Source organism: Sphingomonas sp. SORGH_AS_0438, assembly GCF_031453475.1.
Taxonomy (GTDB): domain Bacteria; phylum Pseudomonadota; class Alphaproteobacteria; order Sphingomonadales; family Sphingomonadaceae; genus Sphingomonas.
In genome coordinates, this window is sequence record NZ_JAVIZS010000001.1 from 983819 (window position 1) to 1006664 (window position 22846).

At 67.9% G+C, this 22846-nt stretch carries 17 protein-coding genes; 10 read left to right on the forward strand and 7 right to left on the reverse strand.

Annotated features, from left to right (window positions below; all coding sequences use genetic code 11):
- Window positions 1-29 precede the first annotated feature (29 nt).
- Complete coding sequence (locus tag QE452_RS04740) at window positions 30-692, forward strand: DUF1349 domain-containing protein (RefSeq protein ID WP_309659803.1); 663 nt, start codon at window positions 30-32, stop codon at window positions 690-692.
- Here the strand turns inward: QE452_RS04740 and QE452_RS04745 are convergent.
- Window positions 637-1800 (reverse strand): glycoside hydrolase family 68 protein, encoded by a 1164-nt coding sequence (locus QE452_RS04745; protein WP_309659802.1) that lies wholly within the window; start codon window positions 1798-1800, stop codon window positions 637-639. The genes QE452_RS04740 and QE452_RS04745 overlap by 56 nt on opposite strands.
- A 48-nt stretch (window positions 1801-1848) precedes the next feature.
- Window positions 1849-3186 carry an MFS transporter gene (locus QE452_RS04750; RefSeq protein ID WP_309659801.1) on the reverse strand — a complete coding sequence of 446 codons (1338 nt, stop codon included), beginning with the start codon at window positions 3184-3186 and terminating at the stop codon, window positions 1849-1851.
- A gap of 173 nt (window positions 3187-3359) precedes the next feature.
- Between QE452_RS04750 and QE452_RS04755 the strand changes: the two genes are divergently transcribed.
- Complete coding sequence (locus QE452_RS04755; protein WP_309659938.1) at window positions 3360-4772, forward strand: amino acid permease; 1413 nt, start codon at window positions 3360-3362, stop codon at window positions 4770-4772.
- On the forward strand, window positions 4769-5635 hold the full coding sequence (mtnP, locus tag QE452_RS04760) for an S-methyl-5'-thioadenosine phosphorylase (protein ID WP_309659800.1): 867 nt from the start codon (window positions 4769-4771) through the stop codon (window positions 5633-5635). The genes QE452_RS04755 and mtnP overlap by 4 nt, the downstream gene beginning before the upstream one ends.
- Window positions 5636-5644: 9 nt before the next feature.
- Here mtnP and QE452_RS04765 read toward each other — a convergent pair whose 3' ends face one another.
- From QE452_RS04765 to QE452_RS04775, 3 genes are read right to left on the reverse strand one after another with little or no spacing between them, the layout of a single operon-like run.
- On the reverse strand, window positions 5645-7228 hold the full coding sequence (locus QE452_RS04765) for an efflux transporter outer membrane subunit (protein WP_309659799.1): 1584 nt from the start codon (window positions 7226-7228) through the stop codon (window positions 5645-5647).
- Window positions 7225-10527, reverse strand: coding sequence for a multidrug efflux RND transporter permease subunit (locus tag QE452_RS04770; RefSeq protein ID WP_309659798.1), 3303 nt, complete (start codon window positions 10525-10527; stop codon window positions 7225-7227). Before QE452_RS04770 ends, QE452_RS04765 begins: the two co-directional genes overlap by 4 nt.
- On the reverse strand, window positions 10527-11738 hold the full coding sequence (locus tag QE452_RS04775) for an efflux RND transporter periplasmic adaptor subunit (protein ID WP_309659797.1): 1212 nt from the start codon (window positions 11736-11738) through the stop codon (window positions 10527-10529). The genes QE452_RS04770 and QE452_RS04775 overlap by 1 nt, the downstream gene beginning before the upstream one ends.
- Before the next feature lie 155 nt (window positions 11739-11893).
- Here QE452_RS04775 and rpiA point away from each other — a divergent pair, with 155 nt between their 5' ends.
- The 7 genes from rpiA (at window position 11894) to QE452_RS04810 (ending at window position 21265) form a co-directional block, all read left to right on the forward strand.
- A complete protein-coding gene (gene rpiA / locus QE452_RS04780; protein ID WP_309659796.1) occupies window positions 11894-12601 on the forward strand; it encodes a ribose-5-phosphate isomerase RpiA in 708 nt (235 codons plus the stop codon).
- An 86-nt stretch (window positions 12602-12687) separates the two neighbouring features.
- Complete coding sequence (gene tkt, locus QE452_RS04785) at window positions 12688-14802, forward strand: transketolase (RefSeq protein ID WP_309659795.1); 2115 nt, start codon at window positions 12688-12690, stop codon at window positions 14800-14802.
- A 2-nt stretch (window positions 14803-14804) separates the two neighbouring features.
- Window positions 14805-15929 (forward strand): transaldolase, encoded by a 1125-nt coding sequence (gene tal / locus QE452_RS04790; RefSeq protein WP_309659794.1) that lies wholly within the window; start codon window positions 14805-14807, stop codon window positions 15927-15929.
- Window positions 15930-16068: 139 nt separating this feature from the next.
- Window positions 16069-17052 carry a phosphogluconate dehydrogenase (NAD(+)-dependent, decarboxylating) gene (gene gnd / locus QE452_RS04795; RefSeq protein WP_309659793.1) on the forward strand — a complete coding sequence of 328 codons (984 nt, stop codon included), beginning with the start codon at window positions 16069-16071 and terminating at the stop codon, window positions 17050-17052.
- Between the two features lie 50 nt (window positions 17053-17102).
- Window positions 17103-17909, forward strand: coding sequence for a Cof-type HAD-IIB family hydrolase (locus tag QE452_RS04800; RefSeq protein ID WP_309659792.1), 807 nt, complete (start codon window positions 17103-17105; stop codon window positions 17907-17909).
- Window positions 17910-17912: 3 nt separating this feature from the next.
- Window positions 17913-18659, forward strand: coding sequence for an HAD-IIB family hydrolase (locus tag QE452_RS04805; RefSeq protein ID WP_309659791.1), 747 nt, complete (start codon window positions 17913-17915; stop codon window positions 18657-18659).
- A 101-nt stretch (window positions 18660-18760) separates the two neighbouring features.
- Window positions 18761-21265, forward strand: a complete 2505-nt coding sequence (locus QE452_RS04810; RefSeq protein ID WP_309659790.1) for an ATP-binding protein — start codon at window positions 18761-18763, stop codon at window positions 21263-21265.
- A 9-nt stretch (window positions 21266-21274) separates the two neighbouring features.
- Here QE452_RS04810 and copC read toward each other — a convergent pair whose 3' ends face one another.
- Together copC and QE452_RS04820 are read right to left on the reverse strand one after the other, a co-directional pair.
- Window positions 21275-21643: a copper homeostasis periplasmic binding protein CopC gene (copC, locus tag QE452_RS04815; RefSeq protein ID WP_309659789.1), complete on the reverse strand. Its 369-nt coding sequence runs from the start codon at window positions 21641-21643 to the stop codon at window positions 21275-21277.
- Between the two features lie 16 nt (window positions 21644-21659).
- Window positions 21660-22799, reverse strand: coding sequence for a heparan-alpha-glucosaminide N-acetyltransferase domain-containing protein (locus tag QE452_RS04820; RefSeq protein WP_309659788.1), 1140 nt, complete (start codon window positions 22797-22799; stop codon window positions 21660-21662).
- Window positions 22800-22846 lie beyond the last annotated feature (47 nt).

Consider the following 22846-nt stretch of genomic DNA (forward strand, 5'->3'; position numbering starts at 1 on the left):
GGCCATCCGGAAAGGGATTTATGGACGCGATGACCAGGCGGGGCATGATCGGCGGCACGCTGGCCACGGGCGCGCTGATGGGACTGGAAAGAACGGCCAAGGCGGCGGCCGGGGGCCCCTGGTCGCAGGGCGTGTGGCTGAACCGCCCGGCCCAGACGAGCGTCACCGGCGAGATGCTGGCGATCGTCACCGACAAGGGCACCGATTTCTGGCGCGAGACCCATTACGGTTTCACCCGGGACTCCGGCCATTTCCTCGGCTTCGAGACGGGCGACGCCTTCACCGCCCAGCTGCGCATCCGTGGCGCGTACCAGAAGCTCTACGATCAGGCCGGCATCATGGTGCGGCTCGACGAACGGCGCTGGGTCAAGGCGGGGATCGAACTGTCCGATGGTCGCGCGATGCTGAGCAGCGTGCTGACCGACGGCCGGTCCGACTGGGCGACCGGCCCCTATGACGGCGACGCCCGCGATTTCTGGATGCGCGCGACGGTGGCGAAGGGCGTGTTGCGACTTCAGGTGTCGGCGGATGGCCGACACTGGCCGCTGGTGCGGCTCTGCCCGTTTCCCGTCGCCACCCGATACCGCGTCGGCCCGATGGCCTGCACGCCGGAGCGTGCGGGCCTGGCGGTGCGGTTCAGCGACTGGTCGTTGACGCCGCCGCTGGGCAAGGACCTGCATGATCTGAGCTGACCGGCACGATCGTCGCCGTCTCCCCCGCCAGCGCCAGCCGGAACCAGGGCGCGACGGTGCCGCCGAAATGCGCGCGACGGATGGCGGCGGTATCGGGCGCGCGGCCGTCCAGGCCCCAGAAGTCGGCGAAACTGATCACGTCCAGCTCGCCCGTCACCCACCAGCAATAGGCCTGGAACGGTTCGGCGGGCGGATTGCCGGCGACCAGCCCGCTGCCGTTCAGCGGTCGCCACGGTCCCGCCATCGAGTCCGCGACCATGCCATAAAGGCCGGTCGGCGCGCCCAGGCCCGGGGCGAAGCGCTTCGCCTGGGTCGACCAGAAGAGATAGTAGAGGCCGTCCCGCACGATGATGTGCGGGCGTTCCAGTTCGCTGTTGACCTCGATCGCCTCGACCAGGGGACGCTGGAGGTGCCACGCGCCATCGTCCCGTCGCGCCACCCCGATGACGCCGTCGATCCGCGCGTCGGTCCAGCCGGCCGAGCCGACGAACAGCAGATATTCGCGACCGTCCGCCGGATCGCGGAAATAGCCCGGATCGCGAAAGCCCTTGATTCCGTGGGCGGGGGCCTCCGCCTCGTTGGCGATGACATAATCCCTGCCATCCGCGACGACCGATTCCACCGGCGTGGTCCAGTCGCTCAGACGACCCGAGGCGAATACGCCTTGCACCTCGAACAGGCGCTGCTCGAACCGGGGGCCGCCCTCGCGCCGTCCCGAGGCGGTGAAATAGAGGGTGAGGGTGCGATCGTCCGCCGCCAGCACTGCCGACCCCGACCATTCGCGGCTGCCGGGCGAGAAGCCGTCCGGAAAGGCATCGCCATGGTCGCGCCAGCCATCCGCGCCAAGGCTGGTCAGGCGGATGCGCGCCAGGTCATGTCGGTCGTCCGGATCGTCGCATTGCGGCGCGTCGAGGAAGAACCACCAGCTTCGCCCGTCGATACAGGCGGTGCGACCATCGGCATAGGCGATCGGCCACATGTCCCAGACGTCGCGGCCGGGCAGTACCGGAACCAGGTCGCCGATGCGGATGACGGGCAGGGCGGCGGCCGACTGATCAGCGGCCAGCGCGGCAGAGGCGGCAGACCAATGGGTGGGCGATGAAGACATGCGGCATCCAATGACGGAGAAGGGAAAAGGGGAGGGGTTGGCCGGCGGTCAGGGCGTCGCGCCGAGCGGCAATCCTTGCGCGTTTCGGGTGCGGACCGACCAGACGGCGGCGGCCGCCGCGAACATCAGCACGCCGCACAGGCTCAGCACGTTGCGCGGGTCACCGTTGAGCAGGGGCTGGTAGATGAAGGGCAGCGTGGCCGCGAGCAGCAGCATGGGAATGACGATCATCATGTTGAAGATGCCCATGTACACGCCGGTCCGTTCCGGCGGGATCGACCCGGCGAGGATGACATAGGGATTGCCCATGATGCTCGCCCAGCCCAGGCCGATGCCGATCGCGGGCAGGAACAGCATCGCCTTGTCGGTGACATGCGGCAGCCAGAGCATCCCCGCACCGGCGACGACCAGGCACAGCGCATGGAGCGTCGCCGCGCCCAGCCGCCGGGCGAGCGGCACCATCGCGAAGGCGGCGACGAAGGCGACGCCATTGTAGAAGGCGGCCATCTCGCCATTGGTCAGCACGGCGGAGTGGAAGCCGGACGAGGTCGGCACGTCGGTGCCATAGACCGAACGGCCGATGGCATAGATGACATAGGCCCAATAGGCCGCCATCGCATACCATTGGAACAGGCTCATCAGCGCCAGCTTGCGCATCGCCAGCGGCATGTCGCGGATCGCGCGGCCGATCTCCGCTACCGCCGGTCCCAGGCCCTTGGGCTGGGCGGCGATATGCGCGCGCTCGGCCGTCGTCAGCGGCAGCTCGGGCACGCGCCGGATCGACCAGAGGATCGTGCAGAAGCTCAGCACCGCACCGGCCATGAAGGTGACGCGCGCGGTATAGGGGATGTTGTGCGCGTCGACCCAATCCTGGTTCATCCCGAACAGCACGAGCAGGGAGGGGGTCAGGAAGGCGAGCATCTGCGCCAGCCCGGTAAAGGCGGATTGGGTGAGGAAGCCGATCTGGTGCTGGTCCTCGTTCAGCCGGTCGGAAACATAGGCGCGATACGGCTCCATGGTGATGTTGTTGCCGGCGTCGAGAATCCACAGCATCGACACCGCCATCAGCAGCGAACTGCTCAGCGGCATGAAGAACAGGCCGATCGCGCACAGCACCGCGCCGAACAGGAAATAGGGCGTGCGCCGCCCCCAGCGGCTGTCGGTCCGGTCGCTCAGCGCGCCGATCAGCGGCTGGACGAGCAGCCCGGTGATCGGCCCGGCGAGTTGCAGCACCGGCAGCGACGCCTCGGACGCGCCGAGATAGCTGTAGATCGGGGCCATGTTGCCCTGTTGCAGGCCAAAGGAGAATTGCAGCCCCAGGAACCCCAGGTTCATCTCCAGGATGCGGGGTAGCGACAGACGGGGTTTTGCGGCGGGGGCGTGCATCCGATCATCCTCTCGGCCGCTTGTCGGCGGCTCTGGCAGCATCATGGCGGCTGTTGGACCAACTTGCAACAATCGATTGCAGGAACGGGCCGGGCGGGGGGCGCTGCACGGCCGGCTTCCCGCCGCGCGGATCAGCGTGTACCGGACGGCAACGACCGGCAAGGGGGAGCATGATGGCGGGATCAGGCATTTTCAGGCGCAAGGCGATCGCGCTGCCAGAGGCGAAGCAGCAACTGGCGCGGACCTTGTCCTGGCCGCATCTGGTGGCGCTGGGCGTCGGTGCGATCGTCGGCACGGGCATATTGACGCTGATCGGCGTCGGGGCGGATCGCGCCGGGCCGGCGGTGATCCTGTCCTTCGCCATCGCCGGTGCGATCTGCGCCTGCGCCGCGCTCGCCTATGCGGAGATGGCGACGATGATGCCCGTGTCGGGCAGCGCCTATACCTATAGCTATGCGGTGCTGGGGGAGGTGATCGCCTGGGTCGTGGGGTGGAGCCTGCTGGCGGAATATACGCTGGTCGTCGCCACCGTCGCGGTCGGCTGGTCCGGCTATGCCAACGGCTTCCTGTTGGGCCTGGGCGTGCATCTGCCCGATGCGATGACCCATGGGCCGGCTCTGGTCGACGGCCACATCGCCCAATGGGGCGTCAACGTGCCCGCCCTGGTCATCGTCGCCCTGGTCGCCGGGCTGCTGACGCTCGGCACGCGCGAGAGCGCCACGATCAACGCGGTGCTGGTGGTGGTCAAGATGATCGCGCTGGCCGTGTTCGTCGTCGTCGCCTTGCCCTATTTTGATACCGCCAACCTCAAGCCCTTCTCGCCCTTCGGCTTCGCCAAGGCGATGTCGCTGGACGGCGTCGAGCGCGGCGTGATGGCGGCGGCGGCGATCATCTTCTTCGCCTTCTACGGCTTTGACGCGATCTCGACGGCGGCCGAGGAGGCGAAGAATCCTGGCCGCGACCTGGCGATCGGCATAGTCGGTTCGATGGTGGTCTGCATCGTCATCTATATGGTCGTGGCGATCGCGGCGGTCGGGGCCGTGCCCTTCACCCGCTTCGGCGCCAGCCCGGAGCCGCTGGCGCTGATCCTGCGCGAACTGGGCCGCCCCGGCGTCGCCGCCTTCCTGGCCGGATCCGCGGTGATCGCGCTGCCGACCGTGATCCTCGCCTTCCTCTATGGGCAGAGCCGCATCTTCTTCGTCATGGCGCGGGACCGGCTGCTGCCGGAGGGGCTGGCGAAGGTGTCGCGGCGCGGCACGCCGGTGCGGATCACCATCTTCACCGCCCTGCTGGTGATGGTGTTCGCGGGCTTCCTGCCGATCGATGCCATCGCCGCGCTCGCCAATGCCGGAACGCTGACCGCCTTCGTGGCGGTGGCGGTGTGCATGTTGGTGATGCGCCGCCGCGCGCCCGACATGGCGCGGCCGTTCCGCACCCCCGCCGCCTGGGTCGTCGGCGCAGGGGCGATCCTGGGCTGCCTCTATCTGTTCATCAGCCTGCCGACGCGGACGCAGCTCTGGTTCCTGGGCTGGAACCTGCTCGGGCTGGCGGTCTATTTCCTCTACGCGCGTCGGCGCGTCGCATGAGCGGCTGGACGATCGGCCTGTTGGGCGGCTCCGGCCTGTACCAGATTGACGGGCTGGAAGAGGCGCGATGGCAGCAGGTGGAAACTCCATGGGGTGAGCCGTCCGACGCGATCCTGACCGGGCGGATCGGCCATGTCCGCGTCGCCTTCCTGCCGCGCCATGGTCGCGGCCATCGCATCGCACCGGGCGAGATCAATGCGCGCGCCAATATCGATGCGCTGAAGCGGCTGGGCGTCACCGACCTGCTCGCCATCTCCTCGGTCGGATCGCTGCGCGAGGACCGCGCGCCGGGCAGCTTCACGATCGTCGACCAGTTCATCGACCGTACCCGGGGGCGGGCGGAAAGCTTCTTCGGCACGGGCCTGGTCGCGCATGTGTCGATGGCCGATCCGGTCTGCCGGCGCCTGTCGGCGCTGGCGGCGGAGGCGGTGCGGGCAGCAGGCGGGACGGTGACGCGCGGCGGCACCTATCTGGCGATGGAGGGGCCGGCCTTCTCGACCCGCGCCGAGAGCCGGCTCTATCGCCAATGGGGCGCGGACGTGATCGGCATGACCGCCATGCCAGAGGCCAAGCTCGCCCGCGAGGCGGAGCTGCCCTATGCGCTGATCGCGATGGTCACCGATTACGACGCCTGGCGCGAGGAAGCGGCGGCGGTCGATGTCGCGCAGGTGCTGGCGCAGGTCGGCGCGAACACGGCGCTGGCGCGGGAGACGGTGCGTCGCCTGTTGCTGGCGCTGCCCGAGGAGCGGCCGGGCTCGCCCATTGATACCGTGCTGGATCAGGCGATCATCACGCCGCCGCACGCGCGGGCGTCGGCGATGATCGCGAAGCTGGATGCGGTGGCGGGGCGGGCCTTCCGCTGAACCCGATCCTCACTCCGCCCGGGGCGCTCCCGACGGCGTGACCGGCCGGGGACCGTCCGCCGTCGCCTCCAGCGAGGAGTCGCCGCCGATGGCGCGGTAGATCGCGACCCGGTTCGACGCGCTGGTGAACAGCGTCGCGATCAGCGAGCGTTGCGCCGTGTAGAGCGTCCGCTGAGCGTCCAGCGTGTTGAGGAACGGGGTGACGCCGCCGCGATAGGCGGCATCGGTCAGACGCAGCGTCTCGGCATTGGCGCCCACCAGCCGGCGATTGGCGGCAAGCTGGTCGGCGATTGTGCCTTGCCGGGCCAGGGCATCGGCGGTGTCGCGAAACGCAGACTGGATCGTCCGCTCATAGCTGGCCAGCGCGGCATCGCGCTGCGCCTCGGTATAGCGGACGTTCGCCCGGCCGGCCCCGGCCTGGAAGATCGGATAGCTGACGTTCGGCGCGACCGAATAGTTGAAGGCGTCACCGGTGAAGAGCGACGACAAGGCGGTCGAGGCGAAACCGACCAGCCCGGTCAGCGAGATGCGCGGGAACAGCGCCGCCCGCGCCGCGCCGATCTCGGCATTATAGGCGCGAAGCTGATATTCCGCCTGCACCACGTCGGGCCGGCGCAGCAGGATCGAACTGTCCAGCCCGGCGGGCAGGGCCGCGATGCTGCCGGCGACGTCCTCGATCGGGCCGGGCAACAGCCGCTGGTCGAAGGGCGCGCCGACCAGCAGTTGCAGGGCGTTGACGTCCTGCGCCACCAGCGTGCGCTGCTGGGCGAGATCGGCTTCGGCGGTCGCCAGCACCTGTTGCGCTTGGGTCAGGTCGGTGCGCGGCGCGATGCCGCCGTCGAGCCGGGCCTGGGTCAGCTGGACGATGCGCCGCGCATTGGCGGCGGTGTCGTTGGCGATGCGGTAGAGGCTCTGGTCGGCCGCATAGGTCAGCCATGCATCGGCGATGTCGCCGACCAGCGTCAGCCGGGTGGCGCGCGCGCCAGCCTCGGTCGCGAAATAACGGTCGAGCGCGGCGCGGCTCAGGCTACGGATGCGGCCGAACAGGTCGAGCTCGAAGGCGGTGGTGCCCAGGCCCACCGACCAGGCGCTGCCCGAGCGCGAGGTGGTGACGATCGTGCCGCCGCCATTATTGCCGCCGCCCACGCCACCGGTGCCGCCGCCCGTGGGATCGCCGGTTCCACCGGTGCCGGTCCCGCCGGTGCCCGTGCCGCCCGTCCCGGTCCCGCCGCCCGAGAGGTTGGTCGCGCCATTGCCGCCGCCCTGATAGCTGTAGCGGCCGGTCGCCGCGATCTGCGGCAACAGGCTGGCGCGCTGGACGCGATATTGCGCGCGCGCCGCCTCGATATTGGCCACGGCGATGCGCAGGTCGCGATTGTTGACCAGCGCCTGGCCGATCAGCGTCTGGAGACGCTGGTCGGTGAAGACCTGCGGATAGGTGATCGCGGGCAGCGACGCCTCCTGCTGGCGCAGATAGGCGTCGCCCACCGGCCAGCTTGGCGGCACCGGCAATTCGGCACGCTGGTATTTGGGGGCGAGGCTGCACGCCGACAGCGCGACGGTGGCGAGCAGCAGGGGGACGTTACGCATCATGCGGGTTCCGGTCGGGTCTGATGGCCGTTTTGGGGCTGATGCGGGCCCTGCGGCCGGGGCGGGCCATAGGGCGTGTCGCCGTCGCCATGATCGTCGTCCTTGCCCTGGTGACCGGTCGGGCGACCGCGCAGCTTGGCGATACCGTCGCGCACGCCGCGACGGACCAGGACGAAGAACAACGGGATGTAGAAGATCGCCAGGAAGGTCGCCGAGAGCATCCCGCCGATCACCGCCGTGCCGATCGCGATGCGGCTATTGGCACCCGCACCGGTCGAGATGGCAAGCGGCAGCACGCCGAAGATGAAGGCGAAGCTGGTCATCAGGATCGGCCGCAGACGGATCTTCGCCGCCTCCAGCGCCGCGTCCATCACCCGCTTGCCCTGGCGTTCGGCCTGTTCGGCGAATTCGATCATCAGGATCGCGTTCTTCGCCGCCAGCCCCATCGTCGTCAGCAGTCCGATCTGAAGGTAGACGTCGTTGGTCAGGCCACGCAGCGTGACGAAGGCGATCGCGCCGATCAGCCCCAGCGGGATGATGAGCAGCACCGCGAACGGGATCGACCAGCTTTCGTACAGCGCCGCCAGGCACAGGAACACGACCAGGATCGACAGGCCGTAGAGGATCGGCGCCTGGCCCGAGGAGACATCCTCCTGATAGGACAGGCCGGCGAGCGCCACGGAAGTGCCGGGGATCTGCCCCGCCAGCCGCCGCATCGTCTCCAGCGCCTGGCCCGAGCTCTGCCCCGGCGCGGCCGAACCCTGGAATTCATAGGACTGGATGCCGTTGAAGCGCGACAGCGACACCGGCGCCTTCTGCCAGTTAGTGGTGGCGAAGGAGGAGAAGGGGACCATCTGCCCCTGCGATCCGCGCACGAACCACTGGTCCAGGTCCGACGGCTTCGACCGGTACGGCGCGTCGCCCTGCACGAACACGCGCTTCACACGGCCCCGGTCGAGGAAGTCGTTGACATATTGGCCGCCCCAAGCCGCCGACAGCGTCGCATTGACGTTCGCCTGGGTCAGGCCGAAGCTGGACAGCTTCTGCGGGTCGACATCGACATGCAGGGTCGGCACGTCGGGCAGCTCGGTCAGGCGGACGCCGACCAGCGACGGCTCCGCCGAGGCGGCGGCCAGCAGCTTGTCGCGCGCGGCCTCGAACTTCTCGATGCTCATGCCGCTGGTATTCTGCAACTCGATCGTGAAGCCGTTGGACTGGCCCAGACCGCGCACCGCCGGCGGCACCAGCGCATAGACCTGCGCGTCGCGCAAATTGCTGAACGCACCCGATGCACGACCGGTGATGGCGTCGGCGCTGTTTTCCTTGCCCTCGCGCTCCGACCAGTTCTTGAGCGCGACGAAGCCCAGGCCGGTATTCTGCCCGCCGGGCGCGCCGCCGCCACCGATGCCGCTGACCGAGAAGGCGGTGGCGATGTTCTTGCCCTCGTTGGTCAGGAAATATTTCTCGACCTCCTTCTGCACCTCGAAGGTGCGGTTCTGGGTCGAGCCGGGCGGCAACTGGAACTGGACGATGCCGATGCCCTGGTCCTCGGTCGGCAGGAAGCCGGTCGGCAGGCGCAGGAACAGCAAGGCCAGCACCGCGACCACGACGACATAGATGCCCAGCCACAGCCATTTGCGCGCGACGATCGCCTTGACCGCGCCGACATAGCGGTCGCTCGCCCGGTCGAAGCCATTGTTGAAATTGTCGCGCGCGCGCTCGAAGAAATGCGCGACCTTGGGGAAGCGGCGGCCGAGGAAGCTGTCGTCGATCGGATCGCCGCTCTCGTCCTGCTTCTTCTGCTTGAGCAGGGTCGCGGTGAGCGCGGGCGACAGGATCAAAGCGACCAGCACCGACAGGATCATCGCCGACACGATGGTCAGCGAGAACTGCCGATAGATCACGCCGGTCGACCCGCCGAAGAACGCCATGGGCAGGAACACCGCCGACAGCACCAGCGCGATCGCGATCAGCGCGACGGTGATCTCGTCCATCGACTGGATCGTCGCCTCGCGCGGCGACATGCCGGGATTTTCCTCCAGCAGGCGCTCGACATTCTCCACTACGACGATCGCGTCGTCGACCAGCAGGCCGATCGCCAGCACGAGGCCGAACAGGGTCAGCGTGTTGATCGAGAAGCCGGCCAGATAGAAGACCGCGAAGGTGCCGAGCAGCACCACCGGCACCGCGATGGCGGGCACCAGCGTCGCGCGCCAGCTTTGCAGGAAGACGAACATGACGATGACGACCAGGATGATCGCCTCGATCAGCGTCTTCACCACCTCCTCGATCGACAGCTTGATGAACTCGGTCGAGTCGTTGACGAAGGTATATTCGTAGCCGGGCGGGAAGGACTTGGCGCTCTCGGCGACCTGCGCCTTGACCAGCTCGGCGGTCTTCAGCGCGTCGGCGCCGGGGGCGAGCAGCACCGCGATGCCGGCGCCCGGATGCGCGTTGACGCGGCTGAGCGCGGCATAGCTTTCCGCGCCCAGTTCCACCCAGCCCACATCCTTGATGCGCACCGCCGCGCCGTCATTGGTGGTCTTGAGCAGGATGTTGCGGAACTGCTCGGGCGTCTGGAGCCGCGACTGGGCGGTGACGACCGCGTTCAGATACTGGTTGGCGCCGGAAGGCTGGCCGCCCAGTTCGCCCGCCGCGACCTCGGTATTCTGGGTCTGGATCGCCTGGACCACGTCCGAGGGGATGAGCTGATAGGCGTTGAGCTTGTTGGGATCGAGCCAGATCCGCATCGCATATTGCGAGCCGAAGACATTGGTGTCGCCGACGCCCGGCGTGCGGCCGAGCGGGTCCTGGAGCGAGGAGGTGAGATAGTCCGACACGTCGCGATTGGTCGTGCGGTCGGTGGTGTCATAGACGGCGGCGACCAGCAGGAAGTCGGGGTTCGACTTGCGGACGATCAGGCCCTGCTGCTGCACCTGCTGGGGCAGGCGGGGCAGCGCCTGCTGCACCTGGTTCTGCACCTGCACCTGGGCGATGTCGGGGTCGGTGCCCTTGTCGAAGGTGACGGTGATCGTCACCTGGCCGCGGCTGGACGAGGCGGACTGGAAATAGAGCAGGCCGTCGATGCCGGTCAGCGTCTGTTCGACGACCTGGGTGACGCTGTTCTGGATGGTCTGGGCGTTGGCGCCCGGATAGGTGGCGCGGATCGACACCTGGGGCGGGGCGACGTCGGGATATTGCGCGATCGGCAGGCCGAGGATGCCGCCCACGCCCGCCAGCATCACGATGATCGCGAGCACCCAGGCGAAGATCGGACGGTCGATGAAGATCCGGCTGAGCATCAGCGGCCCTTCTGCTGGCCGGCGCTGCCGCCGCCGCCCTCACCCTGGGGCGGGGCCTGGACGTTCTGCGGCGTGTTGGCGGGGACCGGCTTCACCGTCTGGCCGGGGCGCAGCTTGCCCAGGCCCTGGACAATGATCTTGTCGCCGTCGGACAGACCCTTGGTGACGACCCAGTTCGGTCCTTGCGTCCGCTCGGCGGTGACGGTCTTCTGCGTCGCCTTGTTGTTCGGGCCGACGACGATGACCGTGGCATTGCCCTGCGGATCACGGCTGACGCCCGCCTGCGGCACCAGGAAGGCGCGGCGGTCGATCGCCTGGGCGAAGCTGGCGCGGACGAACATGCCCGGCGTCAGCAGCCCCTGCGCATTGGGGAAGCGGGCGCGCAGCGTCGTCGTGCCAGTGGTCGGATCGACCAGCGCCTCGGCGAACTCGATCGTGCCGGTCTGGCCGTAATCGCTGCCGTCGGGCAGCTTGAGGCGCACCTGCGCGCGGGTCGGCGCGATGCCGCCGCTGGCCAGACTGCGCCGTAGCGACAGGATGTCGCCGGCCGATTGCTGGATGTCGACGAAGATCGGGTCGAGCCGTTGGATCTGCGCCAGCGGATCGGTCTGGGTCGAGGAGACGAGCGCGCCGACCGTGAACAGCGAGCGACCGATGCGGCCGCTGATCGGTGCCGGCACGGTGGTGAATTGCAGGTTGATCCGCGCGGTCTCCAGCGCGGCCTGGTTCTGGGCCACGGCCGCGGCGGCCTGGCGCGCCTGCGCCACGGCGTTGGTGTAATCCTGCTTCGAGATCGCCTCGATCTCGGCAAGCGGCTTGTAGCGCTGGGCCAGGATTGACGCGGCCTCGCGATTGGCCTGGGCGCTTTGCAGATTGGCGGCGGCCTGGTTGGCGGCGGCGCGATAGAGGCGCGGATCGATCTCGTAGAGCGGCTGGCCGCGCTGGACGATGGATCCTTCCTTGAACAGGCGGCGGCGGATGATGCCGGTCACCTGCGGGCGGACATCGGAACTCTCGAACGCGGTCGTGCGTCCTGCCAGCTCGGTCACCAATGCGGCATCGGTGGGCTGGACGACGACATAGCCAACCTGAGGCGTTCCTTGCCCCGGTTGGCCGCCATTCTTGCCCTTGCCCTTCTGCTGCGACTCACCACCGCTTCCGCACGCCGCCAAAGCGATGGCCAGAGCGATGACCGCGACGCGCGGCCGCATTGCCTGTGACTGCAAAATGTGCGCTTTCGTTCGTTGGCCGGAAGGGACTGCCCGGAACGGGCGGGAAACCAACCGACGGTAAAAAGGTTGCCTTGGCTGTCATATTTTGCGCGGGTCGGGGATACCGATCAAGTCCTTGAGGGTTCATTGCGACAATGTGTGACAAAGTTTTCTCCGGGCCGTCCCAGGCCGAGCTGGACAAGCGCGCGGCCGCCGAGGCGGCGGTGCGGGAAGTGCAGCCGGGCATGCTGGTCGGCTTGGGCACCGGGTCGACGGCGGCGGCGGCGATCCGGCTGATCGGCGAAAGTGGAGTCGCGATCGAGGCGGTGGCCACGTCGGAGGCGAGCGCGGCGCTCGCCCGCTCGGTCGGCATCCGGGTGCGCGACTTCGCCGAAGTGTCGCGCGTCGACCTGACGATCGACGGGGCCGATGCGATCGATCCGCAGTTCCGGGCGATGAAGGGTGCCGGCGGCGCGATGCTGCGCGAGAAGGTGGTGGCGGCGGCGAGCGACCGGATGGTGGTGATCGCCGACGCGAGCAAGCGGGTCGACACGATCGCGGTCGCCAAGCTGCCGATCGAGGTGCTGCCCTTCGCGCGCAGCTATGTCGAGGCGGCGGTACGGCCGATGTTCGCCGAGGTCGCGGTGCGCGGCGGGCAGGGCGGGGCCTATCGCACCGACAATGGCAATATCGTGATCGACTGCCATGCGCCGATGCTCGCCGATTGGGACCGACTGGCGGCCTGGCTGGGCAGCGTGCCGGGCGTCGCGGGTCACGGCTTGTTCCTGGGCGAGGTCGACGCCGCCTATATTGCGGATGCCGGCGTCGTTACGCGGCTGGAACGGCGGCTGGTCACGGGCTAACAGCAGCGCTACATCGCAACCCGTGCGGCGGACGGGCGTTCCGCCAACCGACCGGTTCACCTCAATTGCCAAGCGAGGCCTATTCCATGTCCGATACCCAGACCGCCCCCACCGCGACGGCGGGAGCGTCGTTGCACGAAGACGGCTCCCCCGAGCGCTTGGCGATCGACACGATCCGCACCCTGTCGATGGATGCGGTGCAGAAGGCCAATAGCGGCCACCCCGGCACCCCTATGGCGCTGGCGCCGGTCGGCTGGACAATCTGGGCCAAGTATCTGCGCTACGATCCCGCCCATGCCGACTGGCCCAATCGCGACCGCTTCGTGCTGTCGGTCGGCCATGCGTCGATGCTGCTCTATTCGCTCATCCACCTCGCCGGGATCGAGGAGATCGATGCGGAGGGCAGCAAGACCGGCCGTCCGGCGCTGACGCTGGACGATCTGAAGGGCTTCCGTCAGCTCGCGTCGCGCACGCCGGGCCACCCCGAATATCGCCACACCACCGGCGTCGAGACGACCACGGGGCCGCTGGGCGCCGGGTGCAGCAACTCGGTCGGCATGGCGATCGCCGAGCGCTGGCTGGCGGCGCGGTACAACAAGGACGGCTACACGCTGTTCGACCATGACGTGTACACCGTCTGCGGCGACGGCGACATGATGGAGGGCGTGGCGTCCGAGGCGGCGAGCCTGGCCGGTCACCTCAAGCTGTCGAACCTGTGCTGGATCTACGACAGCAACCATATCTCGATCGAGGGCGGCACCGACCTGGCGTTCGACGAGGATGTGGGCCTGCGCTTCCAGGCCTATGGCTGGAACGTCATCCATGTCGACGACGCCAACGACATCGCCGCGCTGACCGCCGCGCTCGACTCGTTCCGCCGCACCGACGACAAGCCGACACTGATCGTCGTCCATTCGGTGATCGGCTGGGGCAGTCCCAAGGCGGGCAGCGAGAAGGCGCATGGCGAGCCGCTGGGCGAGGATAACATCCGCGCCACCAAGCGCGCCTATGGCTGGCCCGAGGACAAGCAGTTCTACGTGCCGGAGGGCGTGCAGGAGGCATTCCAGTCGGCGGTCTCGGAGCGTGGCAAGCCGCTGCGCGACGCCTGGGTCGAGCTGGTCGAGCAATATCGCGGCGACTATCCGGAGCTGGCGGCCGAGCTGGATCACATGCTCGCCGACAAGCTGCCCGAGGGCTGGGACGCCGACATCCCGGAATTCCCGGCCGATGCCAAGGGTCTGGCCAGCCGCGATTCGGGTGGCAAGGTGCTGAACGCGATCGCCAAGCGCGTGCCCTGGCTGCTCGGCGGCTCGGCCGATCTCGCCCCCTCGACCAAGACGGACATCAAGGGTGCGCCGTCGTTCGAGGCGAACAATTACGGCGGCACCAACTTCCACTTCGGCGTGCGCGAGCATGGCATGGGCGGCGTGGTGAACGGCATGGCGCTGTCGCACTTCCGCGCCTACGGCTCCACCTTCCTCGTCTTCCTCGACTATATGCGCGCGCCGGTGCGACTGTCGGCGATCATGGAATTGGGTGCGATCTGGGTCTTCACGCACGACTCGATCGGCGTGGGCGAGGACGGCCCCACCCACCAGCCGATCGAGCATCTGGCGACGATGCGCGCCATTCCGGGTCTGGACACCATCCGACCCGGCGACGCGAACGAGGTCTCCTGGGCCTGGCGCGCGGCGCTCGAACATGCCGATCGTCCGACCGCTCTGGTCCTGTCGCGCCAGGCGCTGCCGACGCTCGACCGTACCCGATACGCGGCCGCGGAGGGCGTGATGAAGGGGGCCTATGTCCTCGACAGCGACGATAATCCAGAAGTGATCCTGATCGGCACCGGCAGCGAGCTGTCGATGGTGGTCGAGGCGCATGAGAAGCTGAAGGCGGAGGGTGTGCGCAGCCGCGTCGTCTCGATGCCGAGCTGGTATCGCTTCGAGCTGCAGGACGAGGCCTATAAGGAAAGCGTGCTTCCGAACACGGTGGATGCGCGCGTGGCCGTGGAGATGGCCGGTTCGATGGGCTGGGACCGCTATGTCGGGCGCAAGGGCCGCACGATCACCATGTCCACCTTCGGCGCTTCGGCGCCGATCACGAAGCTGCAGGACAAGTACGGCTTCACCGTCGACAATGTCGTCAAAGTGGCCCGCGAGGCGATCGCCAACGCGAACACCCGTGCGGGCGAGGAGAAGTAATCATGGGCAAGCTCAACGACCTCAGCGCCGCCGGCACCGCCGTCTGGCTGGATTTCGTCGATCGCAAGTTCCTGGAGGCCGGTGGCCTCAAGGCGCTGGTCGAGGAGGACAGCCTGACCGGCGTCACCTCCAACCCGTCGATCTTCGAGAAGGCGATGGGGCATGGTGACGCCTATGACGGGACCTTGGCCGCGTTCGACAAGGAGAACCCCGGCGCGGCGACGATCGACCGCTACGAGCATTTGGCGATCCAGGACATCAAGGCGGCGGCCGAGACGCTGACGCCGGTCTATGAGCGGTTGGACGCCAAGGATGGCTATGTCAGCCTGGAGGTGTCGCCCTATATCGCCGACGACACCGACGCGACGATCGCCGAGGCGGACAAGCTGTGGCACGCGGTCGACCGGCCGAACCTGATGATCAAGATTCCCGGCACGCAGGCCGGCGCGCCCGCCATCTCGGCGACGATCGCCAAGGGGATCAACGTCAACGTCACGCTGCTCTTTTCGCAAGCGGACTATCAGCGCGTCGCCGAGGCCTATGCCACCGGTCTGGAGGAGCGTGTCCGCCAGGGCCAGCCGATCGACCGGATTGCCAGCGTCGCCAGCTTCTTCATCAGCCGCATCGACGCCGAGATCGACGGTGCGATCGACAAGCGCGTCGCCGAGGGCGATGCGGAGGCCGAGGCGCTGAAGGCGATCAAGGGCAAGGTGGCGATCGCCAACGCGAAGCTGGCCTATGCCTGGTATCAGGACTTCATCGCGTCGGATCGCTGGCAGGCGCTGGCCGCCAAGGGCGCGCAGCCGCAGCGGCTGCTCTGGGCCTCCACCGGCACCAAGAACCCGAACTATCCCGACACGCTCTATGTCGACGAGCTGATCGGGCCGGAGACGGTCAACACCATGCCGCCCAAGACGATGGACGCGTTCCGCGACCGTGGCACGGTGGCCGAGACGCTGACCCAGGATGTCGAGGGCGCGCGCCACGTCATCGCCGAGGTCGAGCGGCTGGGCCTGGATCTGGACGGCGTCACCGGCCGGCTGGTCGAGGCGGGCGTCGCGTCGTTCGCGGGCGCATTCGACGACCTGCTCGGCGCGATCGCCAAGAAGCAGCCGGCAACGGCCTGATCCACCGGAAGGGCGGCCGCACGGGCCGCCCTTCTTCTTTGTCCATCGGGCGGATGATGCGCGTCGATCGGTCCGGTCCGCGCAACCATCGGCCCGCCGCCGGGTTTCACCCCGGCGGACGCGTACGGGATTGAAGTGAATGAAGATCGGAATGATTGGCCTCGGCCGGATGGGCGGCAACATGGCACGCCGGCTGATGGCCGGCGGTCATCAGGTCGTCGCCTATGACCGCGATGCGGACGCGGTCGCCAAGCTGACCGCAGACGGTGCAGAGGGCGTCGACTCGCTGGACGCGGTGCGCGGCAAGCTCGACAGCCCGGCCATCTGGTGGGTGATGCTGCCCGCCGGCGAGATCACTGAGGGCACGATCGCCCAGATCGCCGACAAGGCCAAGGCCGGCGACATCATCATCGATGGCGGCAACAGCTTCTACAAGGACGATATCCGCCGCGCGAAGAGCCTGCGCGAAAAGGGCATCGAATATGTCGATGTCGGCACGTCGGGCGGCGTCTGGGGCAAGGACCGCGGCTATTGCATGATGATCGGCGCGGAGCCGCGCATCATGGAGCATCTCGACCCGATCTTCGAGACGCTGGCGCCGGGTGCGGGCACCATTCCCCGCACACCGGGACGCGTCGCCGAGAAGGTCGATCAGCGCGCCGAGAAGGGCTATATCCATGCCGGGCCGGCGGGCGCGGGCCATTTCGTCAAGATGATCCACAACGGCATCGAATATGGCCTGATGCAGGCCTATGCCGAGGGTTTCGACATCCTGAAGTCGAAGAACAGTGAAAAGCTGCCCGAGGACGAGCGGTTCGACCTGAACCTGACCGACATCGCCGAGGTCTGGCGGCGCGGTTCGGTCATCTCCTCCTGGCTTCTCGACCTGACCGCGATCGCGCTGGCCAAGGACGAGATGCTGGAACAGTTCAGCGGCCATGTCGCCGATTCCGGCGAGGGCCAGTGGACGATCGACGCGGCGATGGAGGAGAAGGTGCCGGCCAATGTGCTGACCGCCTCGCTCTTCGCGCGCTATCGCAGCCGGGTCGAGCATACGTTCGGCGACCAGGTGCTGTCGGCGATGCGCTTCGGCTTCGGCGGCCATGTCGAGATTCCGCAATAATCCCCTGAATTGAAGACGCGGGCGACCGCCGGAAAAGGAACACAAGGCGCATGGCCATCCGGCTGCTCGTATCCGATGTCGATGGAACGCTGGTCGATCCGCAGAAGCAACTGACCGATGGGGTGATCGCCGCCGTCGGTCGGTTGCGAGCGGCGGGGGTGGGGTTCACCATCATCTCCGCGCGACCGCGCTCCGGCCTGATGCCGATCGCGGACGCCCTGTCGCTCGACGAGCCGATCGGCGCGTTCAACGGCGGCATCGTCTTCCGCCGCTCGGGCGAGGTGATGGCGCATCACCGGATCGCGGGCAACGTGGCGCGCGGTATCTGGGCGATGATCGGCGATGCGCCGGTCGATCGCTGGGTCTTTGCCGACGATCGCTGGTACGCCTCGACCGATCAGGGCGTGCATGTCGAGCATGAGCGCCGCGCCTCCGCGCAGGAGCCGGTGGTCACGCAGGACTTCGACGCGCTGCTCGACCGCGCCGACAAGATCACCTTCGTCAGCGACGACGAGCCTCTGTTGCGGTCGCTGACCGCGCGGGTCGCGCCCGAATATGGCGCGCGCGCGACCGTGGTGCAGAGCCAGACCTATTATCTCGACATCACCGCGCTGGAGGCGAACAAGGGCGCCGGCATCACCCAGCTGGCCGAGGCGTTCGGCGTGACGCTGGCGGAGACGGCGGCGATCGGCGACCAGGCCAACGACCTGGCGATGTTGGAGAAAGCCGGGCTCGCCATCGTCATGGGCAATGCGCCCGACGCGGTGAAGGCGAAGGCCGACAAGGTCAGCCTGGGCAACAACCACGACGGCGTGGCGCATGCGATCGATCATTTCATACTCGAAAAAGGGCAATAATCGATGAAGCAACTGGTCGCCTTCGACCTGGACGGCACGCTGGCCGAGAGCAAGCAGCCGCTGAAGGACAGCATGGGCGAGGCGCTGGCCGACCTGCTGACGGTCGCCCATGTCGCGGTCATCTCGGGCGGCGACTGGCCGCAGTTCGACAAGCAGGTCGCCAGCCGCCTGCCCGAACGGGCCGACCGGTCGAAATTGTGGCTGATGCCGACGACGGGCACCAAGCTCTATACCTATGGCGATGGCCGCTGGAACACCGTCTACGCGGAGCTCTTCACGGACGAGCAGAAGGCGGCGATCATCGAGGCCTTTCATGCCTCGCTGGAAGCGACCGGCTTCGTCCCCGAACAGACCTGGGGCGAGCGGATCGAGGATCGCGGCAGCCAGATCACCTTCTCTGCACTGGGCCAGCAAGCCCCGCTGGAGGCCAAGGAGCATTGGGACCCCGATTTCGCCAAGCGCAAGGTGATCCAGGCCGATCTGCGCCAGCGCCTGCCATATCTGTCGATCAACATGGGCGGTGCGACCTCGATCGACATCACGCAGAAGGGCGTCGACAAGGCCTATGGCCTGAAGCGGCTCCGCGACGAAAGCGGCATCCCGCTCGATGCGATGATGTTCATCGGCGATGCCATCTTTCCGGGCGGTAACGACTATCCCGCCAAGGAACTGGGCCTCGACACGGTCAAGGTCCGCGATCCCGATGAAACGCTGAGCGTGATCGCCGCGATCGTCGCCTGCCAGAAGTGACGGGTTGATATAGATAAAAGCGGGTGGGGAGGTGACGGCGCTACACGCCTTCACCTCCCCCAAGCCTTGTGAGTGTGCACAATCTTCGATCGCCCGTGTCCATGAATGCCGATCCAGCCCGTCGCGTGCTGCCCGTCGAACAGTATCACGCGCTGTTCGACACGATCGATGCCGGTTTCTGCATTATCGAGATGCTGTTCGATGGCGCTCGTGCATACGACTATCGCTTCCTGGAAGTGAACGCCGCCTATGAGCGGCAGACCGGGCTGCGCGATGCGGTCGGCCGGACCGTGCGCGAACTGGTGCCGGAGCTGGAGGATGTCTGGTTCGACATCTATGGCCGGGTCGCGACCACGCGGGAGCCGACGCGCTTCGACAATGGCTCCGAGGCGATGGGCCGATGGTTCGAGGTCCATGCCTTTCCGGTCGGCGAGCCTGAGCGGCATCTGGTCGGCATCCTGTTCACCGACGTCACCGAACGGCGCCTGAGCGAACGGGCCCTGCGCGAGAGCGAGGAGCGGCTGGAACAGGCGCTGTCCGCCGGCGGGGGTATCGGCACCTGGGACTGGGACGTGCCCAATGACCGCGTTTATGCCGATGAGCGCTTCGCCAGGCTGTACGGCGTCGACCCGGACATGGCGCGGGCCGGTGCGGCGATCGGCGAATTCTTCCTCGGAATCCATCCGCACGACCGGCCGCGCGTCGAGGCGGAGATCGCCGAGGCGATGGCCAAGGGCAGTGCCTTTGTCAGCCAATATCGTCTGGTGCAGGCGGACGGCTCGATCCGCTGGGCGGCGGCGCAGGGGCAATGCCGGCTGGGGATCGACGGCCGGCCGCAACGCTTCCCCGGTGTCACCTTCGACATCACCCAGTCCAAACATTATGCGATCCGCCAGGCGGCGCTGCTCACCTTGGGCGACCAGATCCGCGACCTGTCCGACCCGTCGCGGATCGCCGCTTGTGGCGCGGAGGTGCTGGCGAAGACGCTGGACGTCAGCCGTGCCGGCTATGGCATCATCGACACGCTGGCCGAGACGATCCTGATCGAAGAGGATTGGAATGCTGAAGGCGTCCGCAGCATCGCCGGCACGCTGCGCTTCCGCGATTTCGGCAGCTATATCGACGATCTGAAGCGCGGCGACACGGCGATCGTGCATGACGCGCGGACCGATCCGCGCACCCGCGACGCCGCCCAGGCGCTCGCCGCGATCCAGGCGACCAGCTTCGTCAACATGCCGATCGTCGAGCAGGGGCGGTTCGTCGCGCTGTTCTTCGCCAACCATGCCGAACCCCGCCACTGGAGCGAGGACGATCTCGGGTTGATGCGCGACATCGCCGAGCGCGTCCGCCTCGCCACCGAACGCGCGCGCGCCGAGGCGGAGCGCGCGCGGTTGACCGAGACGCTGGAGGAGCAGGTCGCCGAGCGCACGCGCGAGCTGATGCAGGCGGAGGAGGCGCTGCGCCAGAGCCAGAAGATGGAGGCGGTCGGGCAGCTGACCGGCGGGTTGGCGCACGACTTCAACAATCTGCTGACCGGCATCATCGGCAGCCTGGAGATGCTGTCGATCCGCATCGCGCAGGGGCGGATGGCCGATGTCGACCGCTATTCGCTGGCGGCGCAGGGCGCCGCGAAGCGGGCGGCGGCGCTGACCCATCGGCTGCTGGCCTTTTCCCGCCGGCAGACGCTCGACCCGAAGCCGACCGACATCAACCGCCTGATCTCGGGCATGGAGGAACTGGTCCGCCGCACCGTCGGCCCCGCGATCGAGGTCGAGGCGGTGACGGCGGCGGGGCTGTGGCCGACCCTGGTCGACCCCAACCAGCTCGAGAATGCGCTGCTCAACCTCTGCATCAACGCGCGCGACGCGATGCCCGATGGCGGTCGGTTGACGATCGAGACCGGTAATCGCTGGCTCGACACGCGCACCGCCCGGGAGCGGGACATGGAGCCGGGTCAATATGTCTCGCTCTGCGTATCGGATACCGGCACCGGCATGACGCCGGAGGTGATCGCCAAGGCGTTCGACCCCTTCTTCACCACCAAGCCGCTGGGCGTCGGCACGGGGCTGGGCCTGTCGATGATCTATGGCTTTGCGCGCCAGTCCGGCGGGCAGGTGCGGATCTATTCGGAGATCGGCGAGGGGGCGATGGTCTGCATCTACCTGCCCCGCCATTTCGGCACGGCGGAGACGGTGGCCGACATGCCCGATCTGACCGATGCGCCGCGCGCGGCGGCGGGCGAGACGGTGCTGGTGGTCGATGACGAGCCGACCGTGCGGATGCTGGTGATCGAGGTGCTGGAGGAACTGGGCTATGCCGCGATCGAGGCGGCGGACGGCGCGGCGGGCCTGAAGATCCTGCGCTCCGGCCAGCGTATCGACCTGCTGGTGTCCGATGTCGGTCTGCCCGGCGGGATGAACGGCCGCCAGATGGCCGATGCGGGCCGGGAGGGGCGGCCCGATCTGAAGGTGCTGTTCATCACCGGCTATGCGGAAAATGCGGTGATCGGCAACGGCCAGCTCGATGCCGGTATGCACGTCATGACCAAGCCTTTCGCCATGGAGGCGCTGGCCGCTCGCATCCGCGAACTGATTGAGCGGCCCTGACCGGCCGGTTTACTCGACGGTGAAGGCGTATTGGCCCGTCGCATGGTCGCCCTTGCCAGACAGGACGTGCCACTCGACATGGTAGGTGCCGGGCGTCAGCGGCTTGGCCATCGTCACCGTCAGGCCGTTGCCGGTCGGCGTGACGCTCGCCCGGGTGCCGGCGATTGGCATCGGGGCATGGGCGACGCCGCCCATGCCCGTCATCGCCACGCTGGCCGTCGACATGCGCGGCATCACCCGCTCGCTGAAACGCAGGTCGATCCGGCTCGGGGCGGCGACCTTGGCGTCGGCGGCGGGGGTGGCGGAGACGAGGGTCGGCTCGGCCAGCGCCGGGGTCGTGACGAGGGCGGCGGCGAGCAGCAGCGGCAGGCGGATCATGAGGATTCTCTCCGGATCAAAGATATTTAAGCCAAGTGAGGTCCGGCCGACGCCGCTTCAACCCCGCGAACCAACGGGTCGGCGGATAGAGGAGGACGATGAGGATGGCCGCCAGCAGCCAGACCGAGGCGAGCGCGTGGAAGCCATAGACCTTGCCCTGATTGGGCCCCCAGATCGCCAGCGCGCCCAGATAGAGGAGGCGCAGCACATAGAGGTGGAACAGGTAGAAGCCCATCGGTGCGCCGCCCAGCACGGTCAGTCGTCGGGCGATCGCTCCGTCCCAGCGTTCGAACGCGGCGAGCAGCCACGCGCCGATCCCCAGGGTCGGCAGCAGGTAGAGCAGGGATGGCGGGTATTTGGTGAGCGCGATCATGCTCATGGCGGTCCGCAACGGCGATCCCGGCACGACGAACCAAGGCGCGTCGCCATAGAGGTTGACCGCGCGCAAGGCGACGAAGCCCAGGAGCAGGCCGGCACCCCACCGGACCAGCCGCCGCCGGCGCAGGGCGGGCCCCTCCGCGAACCAGGGGCCGATCGCATAGCCGAGCGCGATGACCCCGATCCAGGGCAATACCGGATAGGAGGTCTTCACGGTCAGCGCGCCGATCTGCAACGCCTCGCGATGGTGCAGCAGCGCCCAGGGGATGTGGAACGGATCGCCGGGCGGGACGGTGATGGGATCGAGCAGGTTATGGCCCAGCACGATCGCCGCGCCGACCGCGATCACGCCAGCGCGCGGCAGGTGGATCAGCGCGGCGAGCGCGACCATGCTGACCCCGATCGCCCAGATCACCTGTAGCCACAGGGTCTGGGGAGGCAGGCGCGGGTCCCAGGCGAAGCCGACCAGCGTCACCTCCAGCAGCATCAGGAACAGACCGCGCTTGAGCAGGAAGGCGGAGGTGGCGGCCCGCCCGCGCGTCCGGCCATAGAGCCAGGCGGACAGGCCGGTCAGCGCGATGAACACCGGCGCGCAGATCGAACTGAGCAGCCGCGTCGCGAAATAGGCGGGGGCGATCAGCCGCGCGTCGACCGGATCGCCGACGGTCATGTGCGTGTAGAAGGTGTCGCGGACATGATCGAGCAGCATCACGACCATCACCAGACCGCGCAGCGCGTCGATGCTCGACAGCCGGCGGGTCGGGGCGGGGTCGATCATGAAATATTATCTCCTCGGCAGGTCGCGCCTCCTATCGTGAAAATCCT